Here is a 19,731-nt window from a genome sequence, read left to right as displayed (position 1 = left end):
CTGCAATCGATGCCTCACGCGTGGCCATACATTGTGCCTTATCCCGTACCACCCTTGCCCCATCCGCATCAATGACCGTTCTGAAATCGTGGCGGCAGCAACAGAAGCTGCGCGTGTCTACGCAGAAGGAATTCAACTTCGGTGAAAACTCCGATCGCCGTCCGTGCGGACGGCGGTCATGGCCCGGCATCCTGACGCAGTTCGTCGAGCAGCCCGGTGACCAAGGCCTCTTCAGCCACGACCAAGCCGTACTCATCCATCACTGTGGCCAATCCGGCATCCCAGATAGCCTCCACCCTGGCCGTGCCCAAGTCACGCGGTCGCGGCGACACGTGCTCAACGGCCACCTGGTATTCGGTTGCGCCAAAGCGCCAGGGTGACGCACTCCAGGTCCGCATGACGAAGTTGCCGATGCCGATGCCGGGCCAGTCGTAATCGCCGTGGTAGTACAGATGGGCACCGGCGGCCACCAGTTGATCGAGCAAGATACGCTGGGAAGCCGCCGGCATGCCGTCGGTGCAGACCAGTGGCGCGCAGGTTCCACCCAATTGGTCGGCGGCGATGGCGACAATGTCCGGATTCTCGCAGACGTGGATGCGCCGGCCGGCCACTGGCCAAGCCGGGGTGTCGCGCAACAATTGCCGCAGCGACAGGTAGCCGGGGATGCCGGGAATCCAGGCGAATCGACCGCCGGCGGGAAGCGGCAAGTTCAGGAACAGCACCGGACGTGCCAGTTCGCTGATCATCACACCAGCCCGCGCCCAGACATCGCGCAGGCGTTCGTCACGATCCTTTCCATCACCGTTGGACCCGGGCGCATCCGTGTCCGGATCTCCGTCTCCGTCCCTATCTGCCACCACGCCATCGACATGCTCATGCCAGCGCCACGCCCCCAGCACGACGGCCGCCACCGCTTTGCCGGCATCCAGGGCATGCGCATCGCCGAGGGCTTCAGCGGCCAGTTGCGAGCGCGGAATACCGGCCGCGGGCAGTCGGTTCAGCACGGCATCGGCCGCCGCCAGCAATTGCCGCGCCTGTTGCGGCTCGCGCCCCAGTCGTTTGAGCAGCGCCCGTGCATTCGGAGCGTGAACCAGCCATTCTCGCAATCGCAATCCCGCCGCGAAGTCAGCCAGCAGCGCCGACCATTCCGCTTGCCGTTCCCTGCGCAGATGTGCATGCGCGACGATCGGACCTTCCAGCCGCTCCAACGCATCGCGCAAGGAACCGGCGAGTCCTGCGGCGCGCAGGTTCGCGTCGAGGGCGGTAATGTCCAAGGTCATCGACTGCGCCAGACGCGATGGCTGTCCAGTCAGTTGGCACAGTGCGCGATGCGCGTCCGGATCGAGCTTGTCCACGCGCGCCGTAGTCGGCGGTGCATCCGGCCCAGCCGTCTCGAAGCGGCGGCGCAATTGTCGCCGCACCGATGCCAGTTCGAGGCCGCCAAGCAGACGTTGCAGGCGTGGATCGGGGGCTGCACTCATGCCGGCGGGAACCTTCGGTCGGGATCGTCCTGCACACGCGGAGCGCTGCCATCCCAAAGCCAGCGTGAAACGAACACCGCGTCGATGCCCTCGCGTCGCTGCAATTGGCAGATCGCCACGCCGGGCAGCTCCGCATAACAGGCCCATTCGCGTTCGCTGGTGATGACAAAATCCAGGTCGAACTCGCGCACCAGGCCCATGCAGTGCGCACGCGCCGTGTCATCGATACCGGCGAAGGCTTCGTCGAGCAGCATCAGCCGCGGTGCCAGCGGATTGCCGCCCTGGCCGTAAAAGCTGGCGATGGCGGCGAACAACGGCACGGTCAGGCCCAACGCGCGTTCGCCACTGGAGGCCGGGCCGGACAGCTTGCGCCACTGGCCGTCCTGCTGACGCAGGATACGGAAGCGATGCCAGTGGCGGTAATCCAGCGCGCGCGCAAGCTGATCGATCAGGCTGCTGCCGGCGGCCTCGGTGTCGGCACGCGCACGTTCGGCCGTAATCTGTTGCTGCAACATGACGCCGACCGCGGTTCGATCCTCGGCCGACCACAGGTCGGCGCTAGTGTGGAGCAAGCGCCTGCGTGCATCGGCCAAGCCAACCGGCGCGCCTTCCTCGACCGTCAACGGCTCCCATTGCAGGCGGTAGCGCACGCCGGTAGTGGTTGGGCGCTTGTACAGCTCGGCGTTGATCGCGGTGACACGCTCATCGGCGCCGCGCATCAGGCGCTGGATCTCGGCAGCGATCTCGGCCTGCAGGTGGTTCTCCAGCACCTCACGCTCCTTGGCCGAGAGCAGTTCGCTGCGCTGGGCGATGTCCTCGGCCAGCAGCGTGGCTAGCGTATCGGGGCGCTCGGCGCGGCTCTGGTACTGGATGGCGACGGTAATGCCCCAATCGTTTGGCTCGGACACGGCCTGGTGACCCAGCGCACCGAGGCCGCGTTGCAGTTCGGTCAGGTCTTCGGCGATCTGTTTCTGTACGCGGGTCGAGGCGACCTCGTCGTCGGCGACCTGGACCAGCGCCTGCTCGATGCGGCGGGCCAGGTTCAGCGCCGGATCGACGCTCCAGTGCTCCGGCAGTTCCAGTCCGGACAGCGCTGAGGCCAGCAGGCCACTGCCGGCAAAGTGGCGCAGGCGCTCGACGGCCTGCTGTCGTTCGTCGATGCGTTCAGCCAGTGCCTGCTCGGCCTGCTCAGCACGCTCCACAGCCAGTGCGAGCACCGTGCTCGCCTTGCCTGCCGCCTCCTGGTGGGCATTTGCCTCATGCTCCGTACGACCGCGCTCCTCGCGCGCGGCGGCGAGCCGGCGGTGCAGTTCGTCCACCTGCTGGCCAACCGCCTGACGCAGCGTCTCGAAGCGGGTGCGCGCCTGCGTGGCCTGTGCCTCTGCCTGGATGCGTTCTTCCTCGGCTTGCTCGGTTGCTTGCCTGGCCTCGTCTTCGCGTCGCCGCTGTTCGACCTGTTCAGGCCAGGCGTGCTGCCACTCGCGCACGGCCTGCGCGAGGCGTGCCTGCGCATGGTCGAAATCCTCCAGCGCCTGGTCGAGTGTCGGAAGACGCTCGACCTCGGTCGGCAGACGCAGGTCTGCAGCATCGCGCCGCAGGAGCTCACGCGTTTCGCGCAGAGTCGCTTCAGCGTCGCGGCGGCGCGCCTCGGCCCGCTCGAACCGTTGGCGCGCGCGTTCGACCTCGCGCGCGGCGGCAAGCGTGGCGGCAATGGCATCTTGCAGCGATCGGTCGGAGGGTACGCCCTGCCGCTCGCGTTCGGTTTCCTGGCGTTCCACATCCAGCGTGCCAGCCTGCTGCTCGATCTGCGCATCTGTCGCATCGAGCGCAACGAGGGTAGTGGCGATTTCTTCCAGCCGCTGGCGTCGGGCGCGCTCGCGCGCGGCATGGCCGATATAGCGCGCCTCGGGCTTGTTCCACGCGCCGGCCAAGGTGCCCAGGCGAAAGCGGCCATCGGGCGACAGCCAGCTTTCGACGTCGGCCCGGTCCTGCGTGCCGTAGGCGACGCCGGCGAGCAGCGTGGCGATCGCAGTCTGCGAGACCTGGCGGCCTTCCGGCACGCTCGGCAACAACGCATCGACGAGGCGTGTGCCGGATACCACCGTGCGGCGCTGCCAGTGCGTGTCGAAGAGGACACGACCATCGCTGCCGGCCAACGCGCCATCCGGTGACAGCCAGGCGTCGAGCAGGCCGCTGGCCTCGAGCGCGGCCTCCAGTCCGGCACGGTCGGCGGCGGACAGGTGCTGCTGGAAATCCACCAGCTGCCACAGCGGCGCCCCGGAGCGCCCTTCGCGCACGCCGGCCGCGCGCGTCGCCGGTGGTGGCGGCGCGGCGGTTTTGCCAGCCAACAGGCGTTCGCGTTCGGCTTCCAGTTCGCTGCGTAGCTGTCGCTGCGTTTGGCGTAGGGCATCGAGCTCCGCCTTGCACGTGGCGTGACGCTGCAAGGCGGACCGCCAGGCCAGCGTCAATGCCGACAGCGCCGGATTGTCGCCATCCGGGCGCGCGACCCAGTCGGTGAGCCGGCACAGCGGTTCGGTGGCATCGAAACGCAAATGCCGCAGGTTAGCGCAGTGTCCCGACCACGCTTCGACCAGTGCCGCACCGGCCTGTTCGGCATAGCGATCGGCCTGCTCGCGTTGTTGCACGGCATCCTCGGTGTCGGCACGGGCGGTCAGTACGTTCTCCTGGCGTGCGGAGAGCGCTGCCTGGTTACGTTCGATTTCGGCGTGGCGTCGGCGCAGATGGGCAAGATCGCTCCGACGCCGCACCACAGCGCCGCGCAGGGCATCAGCGCTTGCGCGCGGATCGGGCGGACTCGCGGCCAGCGTTTCGGCACTGGCCGCGAGCCATGGATGGACGATAAGCTCGGTATCGAGACCGACGACGGCGGAAGTTTCGAGCACGCGGGCACGCGATACCTCCAGTTCATCACGCGCCGTGACGGCGCGGGCGTCCTGCTGCCGGCAGCGCTCGGCCTCGCGCTGCAAGGCGGTGTGCGCGGCATCGCGCCTGGTGGTCGCGGCGCGGGCCTCATCCCGACGATGCTTCGCGTCGCTCTCGGCCTGGCTCAGGCGATTGGCGTCCTGGTTGGCCGGGTCGCTCTGCAGGGTATCCAGGCGTTCTTGTGCGGTCGTGTATGCCCGCCGGGCATTACCGAGTGCGGCGACGGCTTCGCGCTCGGCTTCGTGGGCGGTGTCACAATCGGCCTGCAAGCGGTTACGCGCCTCGCTGGCGTTGTCGAAGCCGGTTTGCGCCTGGCGCAACTCGCGCGCCTGGCGCCGCGCCAGCATGCCGGCATAGGTGCGATAGCGCCGCTCGAACTGCACTACTGCCTGTTCCAGCCGACGGGTATCCTCCAGTTGGTTGCGGTCTTCCTCCAACTGGTTGAGCGCCTCGGCTACATCGCCGAGCAAGTCAGTCGGCAACGGCGGCAACGACTCGCCCAGGGCATGGGACAGCCCGCTCTCGTCGGGTTTCTTCGACAACTGTGGTTGGCGCAGCTGGATCAAGGTATCCATCAGCGCGTCGTAGCGGTGCGGCCCCAGATGGAACAGGCGTTCGTCCACGGCGCGGCGGTACGCCTGCGCGCTCTCGAACAACTGGCCGCGACCGACCAGCGCCTCGCGCAGGCGCTCGCGCGTGAGCACTTGGCGCGCGGTGGTGGTCAGCCATAGATCCTGGCCGATCCGCGGGTCGGCGGTGACGCTGTCGCCCTCGATCAGGAAATACCAACTGTCCACCTGCACGCGCCCGGCGACCGCCGACAGGCCGACGCCAAGCGTCAGATAGCGCGCGCGGCCGTCGCCTTCGCACCGCCCGAACTCGATCCAGCTGTAGCCGATGCGGCGCGGGTAGCTGCCCAGCAACAGGTTCCAAGCCATCTTCTTGCCGGCGTCGCCGTCGGGCTCGACCCGCGCCGGACGCAGTTGCGCATCGAACAGCAATGGCAGAGTCAGCGACAGCACCTTGGACTTGCCGGTGCCGTTGTTGCCGCGCAGCAGCAGGTGGCCGTCGTGGAACCAGAATTCCTCGCTGTCGTAGTGGAACAGTTCGACCAGTCCCAAGCGCAACGGCTGCCAACGCTCGCGTCGCGGTTCGGGAAGCGCCGGGCGGGATGAAGCGGTGGAAAGCAGGTCGTCGGTCATACGGCGGGATCAGACGGAAGGAAATCGGAAGCGAACAGGGAAGTAGTAGCCGACGCGCTGCGCACCTCGGCCTGGCCGAGCGAGAAGCGGGCGATGGCCGGCAGCGGGCGTACGCCGCCGGGCTCGCGCGTCAGCAGGCCCAGGCGATACAGCCGCTCCACGGCAATGCCGGCCAGTTCGCGCTCGGCACCGGGCGCACGCGCCGACTTGCGCCAGTAACGGCCATAGCGCCTCGCAGCATCGCGCAGGAACAGGGCGATCTCGCTCTCCTCCACACGCACCGGCACGCGCGCCTGGCGCAGGCGCTGGGCCAGGTGCTCGGCCACCAGCAGGGTAACGTGGGCCTCGGTGCCTTCGGCCGGCATCGCCATGTCGGTGAGCTGGCCGCTTTCGTCAGCCAGCGCCAGCCCCTCGGCACGCTGCTCGGCGACTAGGCCAGCTGCCTCGCACAGGCGGCCGGCGAGTACGCCCCGCTGGTTGATGAAATAGGCGCGCGCCTCCTCATCGAGAGTATCGACATAGAGCACCGGGTCGTCGAGCAGCCGCCGCGCCAGGTGGTGACGCATGGCGTCGCGCCGGCCCTGCTCGCTGTCCACCGCGAACCCGGCCACTAGCGCGTGCAACCGCGCATCGGTATCGACAGGAATCTCCTCGGCGCGCCAGGTCGAAGGCCCGCGCACCGCCGCCAGCAGACCGGCCAGCAGGCGCCGATGCACGTCGTACAAGGCATCGGACTGCTGTCTGTCGCTATCGTGGACGAAGTTGTCTTCCTCGCCGGCCACGCGTTCGAGCACGCCATGCTCCAGCAAGGTGCGGCACACCGCGACCAGCTCGCGCCGTTCGGCCGCACTGCGCAGGGAGAAGCCGAAGCCCAGCTCCTCCAACGCAGGGTCGGCAGCCTGCTGCACGATGCGCTCGCCGATCAGGCGCAGGGTGATCTGCGGATCGGCCCGCTCCAGCACTGCGCACGCCAGGCACAGCAGCACGTAGCGGCGGCGATCGTAGTCCGGCAGGCCACGGGATGGGTCGGACAGATCGGCCGGGCGCTTGAACAGGCGCGCGCCCTCGCGATCTACATGCAGCGGCCAGCCGGTCTCGCGCGCGAACCATTCGCGCAAGCGCTCGGCCTGTCGCCGCACGGCGGGAAAGTCGGCATGGCTCGGCGCCATCAGCGGCCGCATCAGCAGGCCGCGCAGCGCGCGACGGAATTCGTCCTGTTGCTGCGTCTTTTGCAGTTGGCCAACAGGCCGGGAAGCCCTTCGCGGCAGGCGCGCGTTCATGCCCGCTCCCGTGTCGGACGGACAGTCAGCAGGTGATCACGTCCGGAAAACACGCCGACCGGCGTGCGTATTTGTGCGCGGCTGTCGGCAGCCAGCGGTTCCAGGCACAGGTACAGCAGGCCGTCGCCGGTCTGGCGTTCGACCGTCTGCTCCGGGTCGGCCTGTTCGGCCAGGGCTTCGCCCAGCAGACCCAGGAACAACTCGAACGCTTGCGGATCGAGCTCGCCAAGCTCCGACAGGAGGGTCGGGCGACCGGTCGCCAGCCGCCGGCGCGCGGCCTCGACCTGGCGCGACTCCTCGGCCAGCTGCAGTGCCATCAGGGCACGCCCGCGGCTGCGGTCGCGCACGCTCGCCAGCGGGCCGCGCGGTGCCGCCTCGCCGTACTCGCGCAGGCGCGGATTGATCGTCAGCGGCGGCGCATCCAGCCAGGACGTGCTGGCCGGCACGTCCTCCCCGGCCGCCACGTCGAGCGAGAAGTGACGCGCCGGCTGCAACGCGAACGCCGCGCGTGCGAGACGGTGGGCATCGTCGTCGCCGTCGCAGGCGGCGAACCACTGCGCCAGCGCGCGAAAATCGGCCGAGCGGTCGCTGCGGCCACTGCGTCGTTCGTTCATGGCGGCAATGGCGCCCAGCAACTGCGGAATCGCCGCCCGCGCACGCGCGCGCAGCAGTTCGGCCTGCGGCAGCGCATTGCTGCTGGAAAGGAACCAACCGCACAGGCCCTTCCAGCGCTCGCGCCAGATATCCCAGCGACGTCGGGTTTCGTCCGCCCGCTCGTCGGCATCAGCGGGGGCGGCATCGCGCGCCTCGCGCTCGGCGATCTGGCGCAGGACTCCATCGATGGACTGCGCCAGTTCGTGCAGTGTGCGGGCGATGGCGTCGGAGCGTCGGATCAGATCCGCCATGAAACGCTCAAGGTATTCGATCAGCCGTCGCTTGTAGGCCACCAGCGCGGTCGCATCAGCCTGCTGCAGTTCCAGGCTGCGCGCCACACCGGCCATGAACGCCTGCGCGTTGCCGGCCAGATCCTCGAACACGCGCACCAGGTCGCGCAGGATTTCATGGGCTTTGGCGACATCGATATCCTCACCGGATGGCGCTTCGCCGAGCAGGCGCTGCAGCGCCTGCAAACGGCCGTCGATATCCTCCAGTGCCACGGTCTGCAATTCGGCGCGGTGGCGGAGGCTGTGCGCGAACGCCTCCAGTCCCGCTTCCACCGCCTCGCCACCACGCGAGAGCCGGTAAAGAAAGCGCGCACGATAGTAATCATTGAGCGTGGACACGCGCGCCATGTCCGGCTGCGACTCCAGATTGCCCCAAACGGACAGTTGCGCCAGCGCCGTGACGACCTCCTCCTGGGCCGGCAACGCACCGCCCCAATCCGCCTCGGCCAGCACCTCGTCGGGGCGCAACTGCAGCCGGTACTGGCGCTTGGCGGCAGCGAACACCCCCATGATGGCGCGATAGAACATGGCCTTGTCCGCGGTGATGTGGCGGAACAGATCGGTCGATGCAGCGAGCGATACCTCATCCTGTCCCGCTGTGCGCCATTGCGATGTCGTTTCCATGCTGGCCGTCATCTGTACTCCCCTGCCGATGAACCCATCTTCGGATTCCCCGCTCTCATCCACTGCGAATGCGCCGACGGATCGGGCCAATCAGGTTCTTCCGATCGCCTCATCGAAGTGGCGATGATCGGCTTCCCGTTTTCCCGCAGAGCGCATGGCAAGATTCTGCAGCTTCCTGCGTACTCCCGGCAGTTCTGCCGCGTCAGGCAATCCGATCAAACCGAAATCCGGCTGCTCGTGCTCTACGGATCGAAGGAAAGCACACGAGGGCTCATCCAGCCAGTCGGCGATGCGCACCAGCAACCGTGTCCGATTGTCCAATAGTTGGATCGCCGTCGTCGGTTCGGCCGTCATGCCACGGAAATGGGCATCGAAGGTGGCCTCGAAGTCCACGGGTTCCCTTGGTTTCAGTATTTCCCAGGCTGGCTTGGGACTGCAGGTCAGATACACGAGGAAGGTGCACCAGAGCTTCTCGTCGGCACGCTCGTCCTCCAGCAGCAGGCCGACATCGAACAGATCGCGTGGGTGTTGGCGCGACAGCGCGGCAACCAGCTTGCCGGCATGGAGATCGGCGAAATCGAGCACCTGTGCGGAAGCGAAGCCGAACGCTTCCTCAACTGCCGGCCTGACCACCATATCGCGCACCGGGTGCACCGTACCGCGCATGACCAGCGTAGTCTCGATCTGTATGCGTGCACGGCCGCGGCTGGCGATCAGCCGTGTCACGATACGGGCACCCTGCCCCGCCGACGTCTGTATCTGCAATTGCAACGGGCGAGCACGCAGCAGGCCGGCAAGTCGTTCGAGTGCCGCCGCAATCCGGGCGGCATCCTCGGAAAAATCACCGGCGGGCAACCAGGTCAGATCGATGTCGACCGACAAACGAGGAAGGTCACGCTCAAACAGATTGATGGCCGTGCCGCCCTTCAACGCAAACCGCGGCTCTTGCGCCAGGATCGGCAAGGTGTCCACCAGCAACTGCACCCTATCGGCATAGCGCCTATCCCAGGTGCTCATCCAAGTCCCCTGGCAACGTGATCTGATAGACGGGATGCAGACGACCGCCGGGTATTAGCGAGCGCTTGCCGTGGCCGAGATCCACGCCATCGAGTGAAACGTGAGCCAACCATGCATGGCGGTGGCGTTCAGCCAAAGCCAGGAACAGGCGCTTGGCCTTGATGCTGCGGCAATGGTGCAGCAGCATGCCGACCCGTTTGGGCCGCAAGCTGGTCATGGCCTGCATCAGCGCATCCACCTCATAGACCAGAGGCGCGGTTGGTGATTCGTCACACAGTTCCAGCATGGCCCTTTCCGGCGTGGAGCAGACGATGCCCACCGCACTCTGGACAGGCTCACGCCTGTCCAGTCCTTGGTCGAGCAACGTCTGATCCGGCACATCGGGATCCAAGGCCGGCGACGGAAAATCGAAAGGCCCCCTGCCGGAGTATTCAAAGTGCTCGGCCAACGGCAATCTGGTCGCCCAACTGGGTAATCGCGCTGCTCCATAGAGCGTCACCGTGGAAGCTTCCCCGAGACGCAGATAGTGCTCGTGCCCGTGCAAAGCCAGCGCGAAGCGTCCTCCTACATGGAGCGCCAAACCCTCTCCAATCTGCAGGGCACGTACCACGCTCTCCCACTGCAGACGCCCACTTTTCCTCATGTAACCACCACGCGTCGGCGACACCAGCCAGCCGCTGGCCACGTAACGCGCAACCAGGCTATTGGAGTAGCCCTGGGTCCGGAGCCAACGGCTGGAAACCAGTTCGGTGTCGCCGAGCCGGCCCAGCAGGAGGTTTAATTTCCCTTCTTTTTGATCACTCATGGTGGTCGAAATACATCATCCATAAGCCTATGCCAATGTACCCCAAAGGTTTACGAAACTTCAATAAAACTCACCATAAGTGTCCTTTTGCTCATTTCGACAAACTCAGGTATGGCGCTGAACGCCGCGTACCGACAATTTCTGCCGTTAGTCCGGGTAGGCGCCCCGGTGTTCCGCATCGGCATTCGCCGCAGTCATGCCGCACCCAGTTTGCCGCCAGTCCGGCCGTCCCTGGCAGTGTGCTGTAATGCGCGCGCCCCATCTTCAAGGCCACGGCCTATGGATGCCTTCGATCTATTCGTTGCCTGCCACCAGGGCGCCCTGAAACGGATCGCGCGGGCCACCAGAGGCGAGCAGCAATACGCCGATGTCGTGCAGGAGGCCTGGCTCATGGCCAACGACATGGCATCACGCAACGGTGTCGCCATCGCCGATTTTCTCGATCGGGCCTCACCGAAGGTGCTGTTAAGCCACCTCTACCAGAAGCTGGTGCGCTACACCGAGCTGAACGTCCGGCATGCTGTTCGCCTGGACCATGCAATCAACCCCGATGATGGCGAAGAGGCCGCGCATCCACTGATGCACAGGCTGGCCGGCGATGACGGCAGCGATCCGTTGTCGTACCTGCGGGCAATCGAGGATGCGCCGGATCTTGCCCTTTACAGTCGGTACCAGCACTCGCTGGCCGGCGCCTATCTGGCGCTGCTGAACAGACTCGGCAACCACATGCGGGTAGTAGCGAGACATCTGCTGGTTTCGCTGTCGCATGCTTACCGTTGCCATGCCCGAGCGAGATGGTTTGCCACCCATCAATGGCCGCTGAGGCTGCCGATGGATGAGGCGGATTTCAGACTTGGCCCGTGGCGACGAGCGCGCACCGGTGCAGCTAGTCTTCGAGTTCGAGGACGAGCTGCCGTTCGATCACCCATGAACGGACTCGGTGGTGTCAGAGCGGATCCGTCGGTACCGGATGCCCAATCAGTCGAAGGGTTCAACTGCCATCGCCCCACGACTGTCGGGTCACCACGCTGGTGGCGGCAAGGTCGCCGGTGACGTTGCCCAGCGTGGCCAGCGCGTCGGGGAGGGTGTCGACCGCCAGCATCAGGCCCAGCGGGCTCAGCGGCAGGCCCATCGCCTGCGCCACCGGCAGATTGGTGGCGATGAAGGTGACCTGGCCCGGCAGGCCGACCGAACCCAGGCTGATCACCACCGCCAGCAGCGCGCCGGCGAGCAGCTGCGCGGTGGACAGGTCGATGCCGTAGGCCCAGGCGATGAACACCGCCGAGGTGACGTATTGCACCGGGCTGGTCAGGCGGAACAGGCTCACCGCCATCGGCAGCACCAGCGCGGCGACCTGCTGCGGGTAGCCGAGCCGGCGGTCGGCGCTTTCCAGCATCGCCGGCAGCGAGGCCAGCGACGATTGCGTGCTGATCGCCACCACCTGCGCCGGCACCAGCGCCAGCGCGAAGCGGCGCAGTTTCTCGCCGCCAAAGACCACCGCCAGCGGCAGCATCATCACGGTGACCGCGAGATAGAGCAGGCACTCGACCAGCACGTAGACGCCGAGTGCGCTGAGCATGCCCAGGCCCGAGCGCGCGCACACCGAAAGGATCAGCGCGAACACGCCCAGCGGCGCAATCCACAGCACCCAGCGCACGATCACGATCATCGCGTCGGCGATCGCCTGGAAGAATTCCATCAGCAGCGCGCGCCGCGCCGGCGCGATCCGGGTCAGCGCGAAGCCCAGGCACAGCGCGAACACCACCAGCGGCAGCATCGCGCTCTGCGCCGCGGCCATGATCGCGTTGTTCGGCACGATCGCCACCAGCGTGTCGATCCAGTTCACCGGCGCCGCCTGCGCGGCCGCAGGCATGCTGGCGTGATCGAGCGCGGCGACCAGCGCCGGGTTGTGCGGGAACAGCGCGAACACCAACGGCGCGGCCAGCGCCGCGAACAGCGCGCCGCCGGTCAGCACCGCGATGAACACCACGATCGCGCGCCGCGCGATACGGCCCGAGGCGGCCGCGTCGGTGGCGGTGTTCACCCCCACCACCACCAGCGCCAGCACCAGCGGCACCACGGTCATCTGCAGCGCGTTCAGCCACAGCTTGCCGATCGGCTGCGCCACGTTCGCCACCTGCAACGCCACGGTTTCGTTCCAGTGGGCCAGCAGCAGGCCGATCAGCGCACCGGCGGCCAGCCCGGCCAGCACCCGGGTGGTGGCACTCACCGCGCGGCATCCGCGGCGGCGAGCGCCGGCAGTTTCCAGTCCACGCGCAGCCGCTCATACTCGGCCTGCGGCAGCAGCACGAAGACCGGGTGCTGCTGCGGCTTCAACCAGGCCAGCAGCGACTGCATCACCGCCGGCGTCATCGCGGTGCAGCCGGCGGTGGCGTCGCTGGGTGATTTCCACAGGTGCGCGAAGATGCAGCTGCCGCCCTGCGGCGCCGCCTGCGCGTTGTGCTCGATCACGAAGCCGAGCCGGTAGCGCTGGTCGCCGCTCGCATGCAGGTCGCGCCGCATCGGTTCGCTGGAGCCCTTTACCGCGTCGGCGCCGACCACGTTCGCGTCGACGATGCGGTTGTACTGGGCCGCGCCGCTGACATCCATGCAGTAATCGGTGGCGGTGAGCGCGCGGTACGGCAGCGCAGTGGCCGCGTGCGCGGCATAGCCGAACGCCTCGCCGATGCGGAACACGCCGGCCGGGCTGCGGTTGTCTCCCTCGCGCTTGAGCGGCTCGCCGTGCTGCGGCGCGTTCAGGCCCAGGCCCCAGCCGGCGCCGTTCTTGCCGATCGTCACTGGCGCGGCGGCATGCACCTCACGCCAGCCGTCGCCGTCGCGCGTGAACGTGCGCAGGGTGCCGTGGTTCGCGTTCCAGCCGGCGGTGGTGACCAATACCAGCTGGCGGGCATCGTCCCACGGCGTGGCCGGTGCGCCGGCATGCGCCGCACCGGCGAGCATGCCGGCAAAGGTCAGTACGGCAAGGGTTGAGCTGCGGACAGTCATCGGCCTTTCATCCGGCGGGTCACATGTTGTAGGAGCCCGCTTGCGGGCGATGCTTTTGCTTCGACTTCCCATTCCCGCGGAAAAGCATCGCCCACAAGCGGGCTCCTACGGGGATGAGGCATGGGGTCATGGCTCCAGCATCAGCTGGATGCGGTCGAGGTTGGCCAGCAGCTGCGCGCGGAAATCATCGTGGCCTTCGCACAGCTGTACGAACACGCCGTCGAGCAGATGCTGCAGCGCCGACTGGTACAGCAGCGGCTGGATGTACGGCAGCTCGTCGTGCGCCGACACCACCAGGGCGAGGTCGGCCAGTGCACGCAGCGGGTTGGCGGTATGCCGCGTCACCGTGATCACCCGGCCGCGCCGCTCGCGGAAGTAGCGGGCGATCTTGCACAACGGCGGATGGTTGCCGTGCTCGGAAAACACCAGCAGCACGTCGCCGGCGCTGGCCGCGGAGACGTTCGCGGTCATCCGCGCGGTGTCGAAGTTGTGCACGGTGAGAATGCCCAGCAGCGACAGCTTCAGCGCGAAGCCGCGTGCGTGGATGTCGTCCTCGCCCAGCCCGATGATGAACACCTTGCCGGCACGCCCGGCCTGCTCGATCGCATCGGCCACGGCGTGGAGGGTTTCCGGCGGATTGATCAGCCGTGTAGCTTCCTCGGCCTCGGACTTGCGCCGCCACAGGTTGCCGGCGGAGGCGCCGCCGCGTTCGCCATCCCCTGCCGCGGCGACCTGCGGCGCATCGCCGTTGTCGGCACGGGCGATCGCCTCGCCCACCGAATACTTCAGGTCCGGATAGCCCTTGAAGCCCAGCTTCTGGGTGAACTTGACCACGCTGGACTGGCTGATCCCCAGCGCGTTGGCCAGCTGCTGCGAGGAGTAGTCGCGCAGGAGCTGCGCGTTTTCCAGGATGAAGTCGGCGATGCGCCGCTCCACCGCCGACATCTGGTCGCGCTCCGAACGGATTTTGACCAGCGGCGACATCATCAATCCCCCAGCCTCTCCAGCCCGCGGATCTCGCGGATGCCCAGCCCGGGGGCCTCCGTCACCGAGATTTCCGATTCGTTGAAGATTACCCCACCGTCGGCCGGGTTGAACTGGCACAGCGAGGGGCCGTCCAGGTCGACCTTGGTGATCACGTTCGACTTCGCCACCGCCACGTGCACCGCGGCGGCCACGCTGATCGAGGTTTCCAGCATGCAGCCGATCATGCACTCGATGCCGTGCATGCCGGCGATGTCGGCGATGCGGATCGCGTTGGAGATGCCGCCGGTCTTCATCAGCTTGATGTTGATGATGTCGGCCGCGCGCAGGCGGATCAGCTCGATCACTTCCATCGGGCCGAACACGCTCTCGTCGGCCATCACCGGCGTGTGCACGCGTTCGGTGACGTAGCGCATGCCGGCCAGGTCGCGCGCCTTCACCGGCTGTTCGATCAGCTCCAGCTTGATGCCGGCCTCCTCCAGCGTCTGCAGCGCGTACACCGCCTGCTTGGCGGTCCAGCCCTGGTTCGCGTCCAGCCGCAGCAGCGCGCGCCCTTCCACCGCCGCGTAGATCGCCTTGACCCGCTCGATGTCGACGCCGATGTCCTTGCCCACCTTGATCTTCAGCGACTCGAAGCCGCGTTCCACCGCGGAGACCGAGTCGGCCACCATCTTGTCGATGTAGTCGACGCTGATCGTGATGTCGGTGGTGATCACCGGGTCGCCGCCGCCCAGCAGCTTGTACAGCGGCGCGTTGTAGAGCTGGCCCCACAGGTCGTACACCGCGATCTCCACCGCCGCCTTGGCGCTGGTGTTCTTCTCCATCGAGGACTGGATCAGCTGGGTGAGGTGGTTGAGCTCGGCGATGTCCTGGCCGATCAGCCGCGGCGAGATGTAATGGCGGATCGCGTCGATGATCGAGCCGTGGGTGTCGCCGGTGATCACCGCGGTGGCCGGCGCCTCGCCGTAGCCGACCTGGCCCGAGTCGGTGTGCACCATCACCACGATGTCCTCCACCGTGCTGACCGTGCGCAGCGCCGTCTTGAACGGGGTCTTCAGCGGCACCCGCAGCATGCCGAACTGGATGTCGGTGATTTTCATGGGCAAGCCTTCATGGAATCCGTGTCCTTTTTCTTCTTGGTGCCGGCGCGCTCAATGGCGAATGCGGACGATGCTGGTCATGCGGTCGACATAGGTTTGACTGTCGTTGTAAAGCAGCGGCAACAGCGGGGTCACCGACACCGCGTTGAGCTTGATCCGTACCTTGCCGCCGTCGGCCTTGCGGTAGCTCATGCCGCCCACGTCGTGGATCACGTACGGCTGGCCGTGCAGGTGGCCGATCACCATCATCACGTGGCCGGGGATGTAGACCAGGTCGCCCACCTGCAGTGCGTGCGCGGCCTTGAGGCGTTCCTCACGGCTGTCCTTCGCGGTGAACGCGCGATGCTCCAGCGCCGGACTGATCGCCTGCTTGCTGGTGTTGCGCGGCATCTGCACGCCCATGCTGCGGTACACGTCGGAGACGAAGCCGCTGCAGTCGCGGCCGTCGTAGGCGTGGCCCCAACCGTAGCGCTCGCCGAGGAACTTGAACGCCTGGCGGATGATGTTGGCGCGGGTCAGCGGCAGGTAGTCGGCGGCGGTGTCGGTGTTCTTCTGCAGCAGCGCCGGGCTGAAGCCGAGCGTGCCGTCGGCCTGGCGCAGCGGCAGTTCGATCACATGCGCGGCGTACGGCGTCTGGCCGTTGACCGGCTGGTCCGGCGGCAGGCCGGTTTGCAGCGGCACGCGCGTGCCCATGTCCAACGGCAGCTGCGACACCGCGGGCTGCTCGCGGGTGAACACGGTGCGCTCGATGGCGCCGGTGATCACCCGGTACGGGGCCTTGTCAGCGTAGCCGAACACTTCGGCGGCGCTGCCCTCGGCCACGTTGTCCTTTTCGGTCCACGCGGCGTAGCGCGGGCTGACCACGAACAGCCACTGGCCGTCGGCGCTGGCGTGCACGATCGCCACCGGCTCGCCGGGGAACTCGGCAGTCTCCTGGAAGCGGTCGATGTCGGTGTCGCCCTTGGTGCTGAACACACGCAACGTGGTGGGGAAGGTACGCAGCGCGGCGCGACGCACCACCAGGCCGTAGCGCGTGGGCTGCTGCGCGGGAATCGCATCGAGTGCGAGGTTGCCGACCACGGCATCCAGCGTGGCGGCCGGCACCGGCTGGCCGTCGACGTCGAACAGCGGACGGTCCGGCCGCTCGGACAGGGCTTCGATCCAGCCCGCGACCTGCTCGCGGCTCAAGGTTTTCGGCAACGCGTGCAGGTCGTGCATCGACGGATCGACCTGCAGCAGTTTCGCGTTCTGCGCCTCGATCGTGGCGCGGTCGAGGATCACCCGGTCGGGCTCGGCCTGCAGGCCGACCCAGAACGCGGGCGTGAGCTGCGCCTCGCCGACGCCGAGCACGCCGGACGGCGGCACCGTCAACGCATCGTTCGCCTCGCGCGCCTGCAGCGGCGCGCCGGCGAGGGCGAGCGCAAGCGCGGTGGCGGCAAGCAGGGGAAGTCGCATCGTCTTGGTCCTTGGTTGAAACCGCATCACGGGCCGGCCAGCGCCGACAGCACCATTGCCACCACCAGTCCGTAACCGGTGCCCAGGATGTAGCCGAGCAGCGCCAGCAGGATACCGACCGGCACCAGCGCGGCCGAATAGCTGGCCGCCAGGATCGGCGTGGCCGCCACGCCGCCAATATGCGCCAACGAGGAGATCCCGCACAGGTACAGGTCGAAGCGGAACAGCTTGGCGAAGCCGACCAGCAGCACCGCGTGGATCGCGATGATGGTGATGCCGCACAGCAGGTACAGCGGCGCCGCGGCGATGCCCTGGAAGTTGCTCTGCGAGGCCAGCACCGCCACCACGCTGATCAGCATCGCGCTGGAGATCGTGCCGGCGCCGGGGAACTCCGCCAGCGGCGTGTGCGCCACCACCAGGCCGAGGCCGGTAGCGAGCAGGATCGTCCAGGTGGTGGCGCTGATCATGCCGGAGGCAGGCAGCCAGTTGGCCAGCCAGCCCGACAGCGCCGCCGCCGACAGCGCCATGCCCAGCCACAGCAACACGCTGTCGTAGGTGGTCGGCGCCTTGGTCTTCACCGGTGCCAGCGGGATGTCGCCGCTGGATGCCGCCCGGGTCCAGCGGTTGAACGCCGGTGCCAGCCGCGCTACCGAGAACAGCACCACCACCCACATCGAGTAGCCCAGCGCGTCGGTCAGCAGCGACATCGCCAGGTGCGCGTCGGACATGCCGATCGCCTGCTTCACCGCGATCATGTTGGCGCTGCCGCCGACCCAGCTGCCGGAGAGCGCGGCCAGCGGTTGCCAGTCGTCGCCGGGCAGCCAGTGGCGATAGATCAGGAAGGTGCCGACGAAGGCCACGAACAGGCTGAGCGAGGTGCAGGCGAACACGCCGAGCACCCGCGGGCCGAGCCGCCAGATCGCGCGCAGGTCGCAGTTGATCATCAGCAGGAACAGCAGCGCCGGCACCAGGTGCGCCACCAGCATCGACTGCGCCGCCCTGATCTCCTCGTTGACCTGCCACAGCCCGGAAACCGCCAGCGCGGTGACGAACAGATAGGTCAGCACGATCGGCGGCAGCACCGAGAACACCTTCCAGCCGAAGCGGCGTTCCACCGCCGGAAACAGGCCGGCGACCAGCAACATCAGCGCCAGGTAAGGCCAGACCGTATGGATCACATGCATCCCCTCGTGGATCGTTCGCGGGTATTCGCAGGCTGGCCGGCTTCTACCATCAAGGAATAGCTAATTCTTATAAACTTAGATTGAAGCATAAATTATTGACCAGTATTTGCAAGCGTGTTACACAGCGGTTTCAGGGGATTCGTTGCGGGGGACGCTTGTCGATGGATACGTTGCTGCCTGTCGCACCGGGAATACGCCGCCATGTCCGTGGCCTGCGCCTCGTCGCGTCCCTGCTCGCCCTGCTGTCCGCCGCACCGCTCGCCTTCGCCGGCAACGGCGCCGACGGCAAGGTCGTCGCCCCCATCATCGCCCAGATCGACGCCGGCCACTTCGAGGCGGCCGACACGGCGATCACCGGCGCGCTGGCGCAGCCCGGCCTGGGCGCCGACACGCGCGACGCGCTGGCCTTCCAGCACGAGCGCATGCGCCGCATCCTGCTCGACTTCACCCTGAGCGCCGACGACGTCAAGGCGCGCGTGCGCAAGCCGATCCCCGACCTCAGCGAAGCCGAGTTCGCCAGGTGGAACGCGGCCGGCCTGTTCGAGCACCAGGTGATCGACGGCCGCACGGTGTACTTCAAGCGCGCGCCCAGCAACTTGTTCCGGCTCAGCCCGGAAGCAGTGGCGCGGCGCGCGGTGCAGACCCCGATCACCGACGGCCCGATGGCGTCGCTGAACGAACATCAGCGCGCCATCTACCAGGCGGCGCTGGCCGAACACCGCAGCAGCGTGCTGCCGCAGCGCCTGCGCATGACGCAGACCCTGACCGTCGCCGCCGACGCGGTGCCGGCCGGTGAAACCGTGCGTGCGTGGATCCCGTACCCACAGGCGGTGCCGGGCCAGCAGGAGGACATCCGCTACGTCGCCAGCGTGCCGGTGCAGCACCGGATCGCGCCCGGGTCGGCGCCGCAGCGCACGGTGTACCTGGAGAAACTCGCGGTGGCCGGGAAGAAGACGGTGTTCTCGGTCACCTACGAGCTGACCCTGTTCGCGCAGTACCACGCGATCGACGCCGACAAGGTGCAGGCGGCAGCCATCACGCCGGAGCTGGCCCCGTACGTGGCCGAACGTGCGCCGCACATCGTGCTCACCGACGCGATGCGCAGATTCTCGCACGAGGTGGTCGGCGACGAGAAAAATCCCTACCGCATCGCGCAGAAACTGTTCGCCGCGGTCGACCGCATCCCATGGGCCGGCGCGCGCGAGTACTCCACCATCGCCAACATCAGCGACTACGCGCTGCACGCCGGCCACGCCGACTGCGGCCAGCAGACCCTGCTGCTGATGGCCCTGCTGCGCCTCAACGGCATCCCCGCGCGCTGGCAGTCGGGCATGGTGTTCTTCGGCAACGGCAGCGGCGACGGCAGCCGATACAGCAACATCCACGACTGGGGCTACCTGTACCTGGCGCCGTACGGCTGGGTGCCGATGGACGTCACCACCGGCCGGCTGCAGCCCGGCCCGGGCGACGACCCGGCCCTGGAATGGTTCTACCTCGGCGGGCTCGACAACTACCGCATCGCCTTCAACGACGACTTCGGCCGGCGCTTCCAGCCGGCCAAGCGGCACTTCCGTTCCGACGACGTGGACTCGCAGCGCGGCGAGGCCGAGTGGCGCGGCGGCAACGTCTATTTCGACCAACTGGACTACGACTTCGACTGGCAGATCCTGCCGGCGGCGCAGGGACGCAGCGGCAAGTAATCCGCG

Annotated in this window: 14 protein-coding genes; 2 read left to right on the top strand and 12 right to left on the bottom strand. The window is 67.4% G+C overall.

From position 1 onward, the window contains the following. Window positions 1-176: 176 nt before the first annotated feature. The 6 genes from RHOFW104R8_RS03785 to RHOFW104R8_RS03760 all read right to left on the bottom strand — a co-directional run bounded on the left by RHOFW104R8_RS03785 (window position 177) and on the right by RHOFW104R8_RS03760 (window position 10,296). Window positions 177-1,481 carry a TIGR02679 family protein gene (locus RHOFW104R8_RS03785; RefSeq protein WP_068092501.1) on the bottom strand — a complete coding sequence of 435 codons (1,305 nt, stop codon included), beginning with the start codon at window positions 1,479-1,481 and terminating at the stop codon, window positions 177-179. Then, window positions 1,478-5,626 (bottom strand): TIGR02680 family protein, encoded by a 4,149-nt coding sequence (locus RHOFW104R8_RS03780; RefSeq protein ID WP_068092499.1) that lies wholly within the window; start codon window positions 5,624-5,626, stop codon window positions 1,478-1,480. Before RHOFW104R8_RS03780 ends, RHOFW104R8_RS03785 begins: the two co-directional genes overlap by 4 nt. Next, on the bottom strand, window positions 5,623-6,906 hold the full coding sequence (locus tag RHOFW104R8_RS03775) for a TIGR02678 family protein (RefSeq protein ID WP_068092496.1): 1,284 nt from the start codon (window positions 6,904-6,906) through the stop codon (window positions 5,623-5,625). Before RHOFW104R8_RS03775 ends, RHOFW104R8_RS03780 begins: the two co-directional genes overlap by 4 nt. Beyond that, window positions 6,903-8,486 (bottom strand): TIGR02677 family protein, encoded by a 1,584-nt coding sequence (locus tag RHOFW104R8_RS03770; protein ID WP_235605131.1) that lies wholly within the window; start codon window positions 8,484-8,486, stop codon window positions 6,903-6,905. Before RHOFW104R8_RS03770 ends, RHOFW104R8_RS03775 begins: the two co-directional genes overlap by 4 nt. Before the next feature lie 78 nt (window positions 8,487-8,564). Then, window positions 8,565-9,491, bottom strand: a complete 927-nt coding sequence (locus RHOFW104R8_RS03765) for a nucleotidyl transferase AbiEii/AbiGii toxin family protein (RefSeq protein WP_068092493.1) — start codon at window positions 9,489-9,491, stop codon at window positions 8,565-8,567. Next, the gene (locus RHOFW104R8_RS03760) at window positions 9,475-10,296 is read right to left on the bottom strand and encodes a type IV toxin-antitoxin system AbiEi family antitoxin domain-containing protein (RefSeq protein ID WP_068092492.1); all 822 of its coding nucleotides are present in this window, start codon (window positions 10,294-10,296) and stop codon (window positions 9,475-9,477) included. Before RHOFW104R8_RS03760 ends, RHOFW104R8_RS03765 begins: the two co-directional genes overlap by 17 nt. Before the next feature lie 279 nt (window positions 10,297-10,575). Between RHOFW104R8_RS03760 and RHOFW104R8_RS17260 the strand changes: the two genes are divergently transcribed. Next, entirely contained in the window at window positions 10,576-11,349 is a 774-nt protein-coding gene (locus tag RHOFW104R8_RS17260; RefSeq protein WP_153021674.1) for a hypothetical protein, read from the top strand. Here the strand turns inward: RHOFW104R8_RS17260 and RHOFW104R8_RS03750 are convergent. The 6 genes from RHOFW104R8_RS03750 to RHOFW104R8_RS03725 all read right to left on the bottom strand — a co-directional run bounded on the left by RHOFW104R8_RS03750 (window position 11,288) and on the right by RHOFW104R8_RS03725 (window position 18,025). Further along, window positions 11,288-12,526, bottom strand: a complete 1,239-nt coding sequence (locus RHOFW104R8_RS03750; RefSeq protein WP_068092484.1) for a dicarboxylate/amino acid:cation symporter — start codon at window positions 12,524-12,526, stop codon at window positions 11,288-11,290. The genes RHOFW104R8_RS17260 and RHOFW104R8_RS03750 overlap by 62 nt on opposite strands. After that, window positions 12,523-13,302 (bottom strand): L,D-transpeptidase, encoded by a 780-nt coding sequence (locus RHOFW104R8_RS03745; RefSeq protein WP_068092482.1) that lies wholly within the window; start codon window positions 13,300-13,302, stop codon window positions 12,523-12,525. Before RHOFW104R8_RS03745 ends, RHOFW104R8_RS03750 begins: the two co-directional genes overlap by 4 nt. 126 nt (window positions 13,303-13,428) lie before the next feature. Beyond that, a complete protein-coding gene (locus RHOFW104R8_RS03740; protein ID WP_068092479.1) occupies window positions 13,429-14,286 on the bottom strand; it encodes a MurR/RpiR family transcriptional regulator in 858 nt (285 codons plus the stop codon). A 2-nt stretch (window positions 14,287-14,288) separates the two neighbouring features. After that, window positions 14,289-15,386: a dipeptide epimerase gene (locus RHOFW104R8_RS03735; protein ID WP_068092477.1), complete on the bottom strand. Its 1,098-nt coding sequence runs from the start codon at window positions 15,384-15,386 to the stop codon at window positions 14,289-14,291. A gap of 51 nt (window positions 15,387-15,437) precedes the next feature. Then, window positions 15,438-16,841: an SH3 domain-containing protein gene (locus RHOFW104R8_RS03730; RefSeq protein WP_068092473.1), complete on the bottom strand. Its 1,404-nt coding sequence runs from the start codon at window positions 16,839-16,841 to the stop codon at window positions 15,438-15,440. 26 nt (window positions 16,842-16,867) lie between these two features. Then, window positions 16,868-18,025 (bottom strand): DUF819 domain-containing protein, encoded by a 1,158-nt coding sequence (locus tag RHOFW104R8_RS03725; RefSeq protein WP_068092470.1) that lies wholly within the window; start codon window positions 18,023-18,025, stop codon window positions 16,868-16,870. 161 nt (window positions 18,026-18,186) lie between these two features. Here RHOFW104R8_RS03725 and RHOFW104R8_RS03720 point away from each other — a divergent pair, with 161 nt between their 5' ends. Beyond that, the gene (locus RHOFW104R8_RS03720; protein WP_068092469.1) at window positions 18,187-19,725 is read left to right on the top strand and encodes a transglutaminase-like domain-containing protein; all 1,539 of its coding nucleotides are present in this window, start codon (window positions 18,187-18,189) and stop codon (window positions 19,723-19,725) included. Window positions 19,726-19,731 lie beyond the last annotated feature (6 nt).

Origin of the sequence: Rhodanobacter sp. FW104-R8, assembly GCF_001617365.1 — a bacterium.
Taxonomy (GTDB): Bacteria; Pseudomonadota; Gammaproteobacteria; order Xanthomonadales; family Rhodanobacteraceae; genus Rhodanobacter.
The sequence above is the reverse complement of the archived record's forward strand: the minus strand, read 5'-3'. Positions and strand labels throughout refer to the sequence as shown.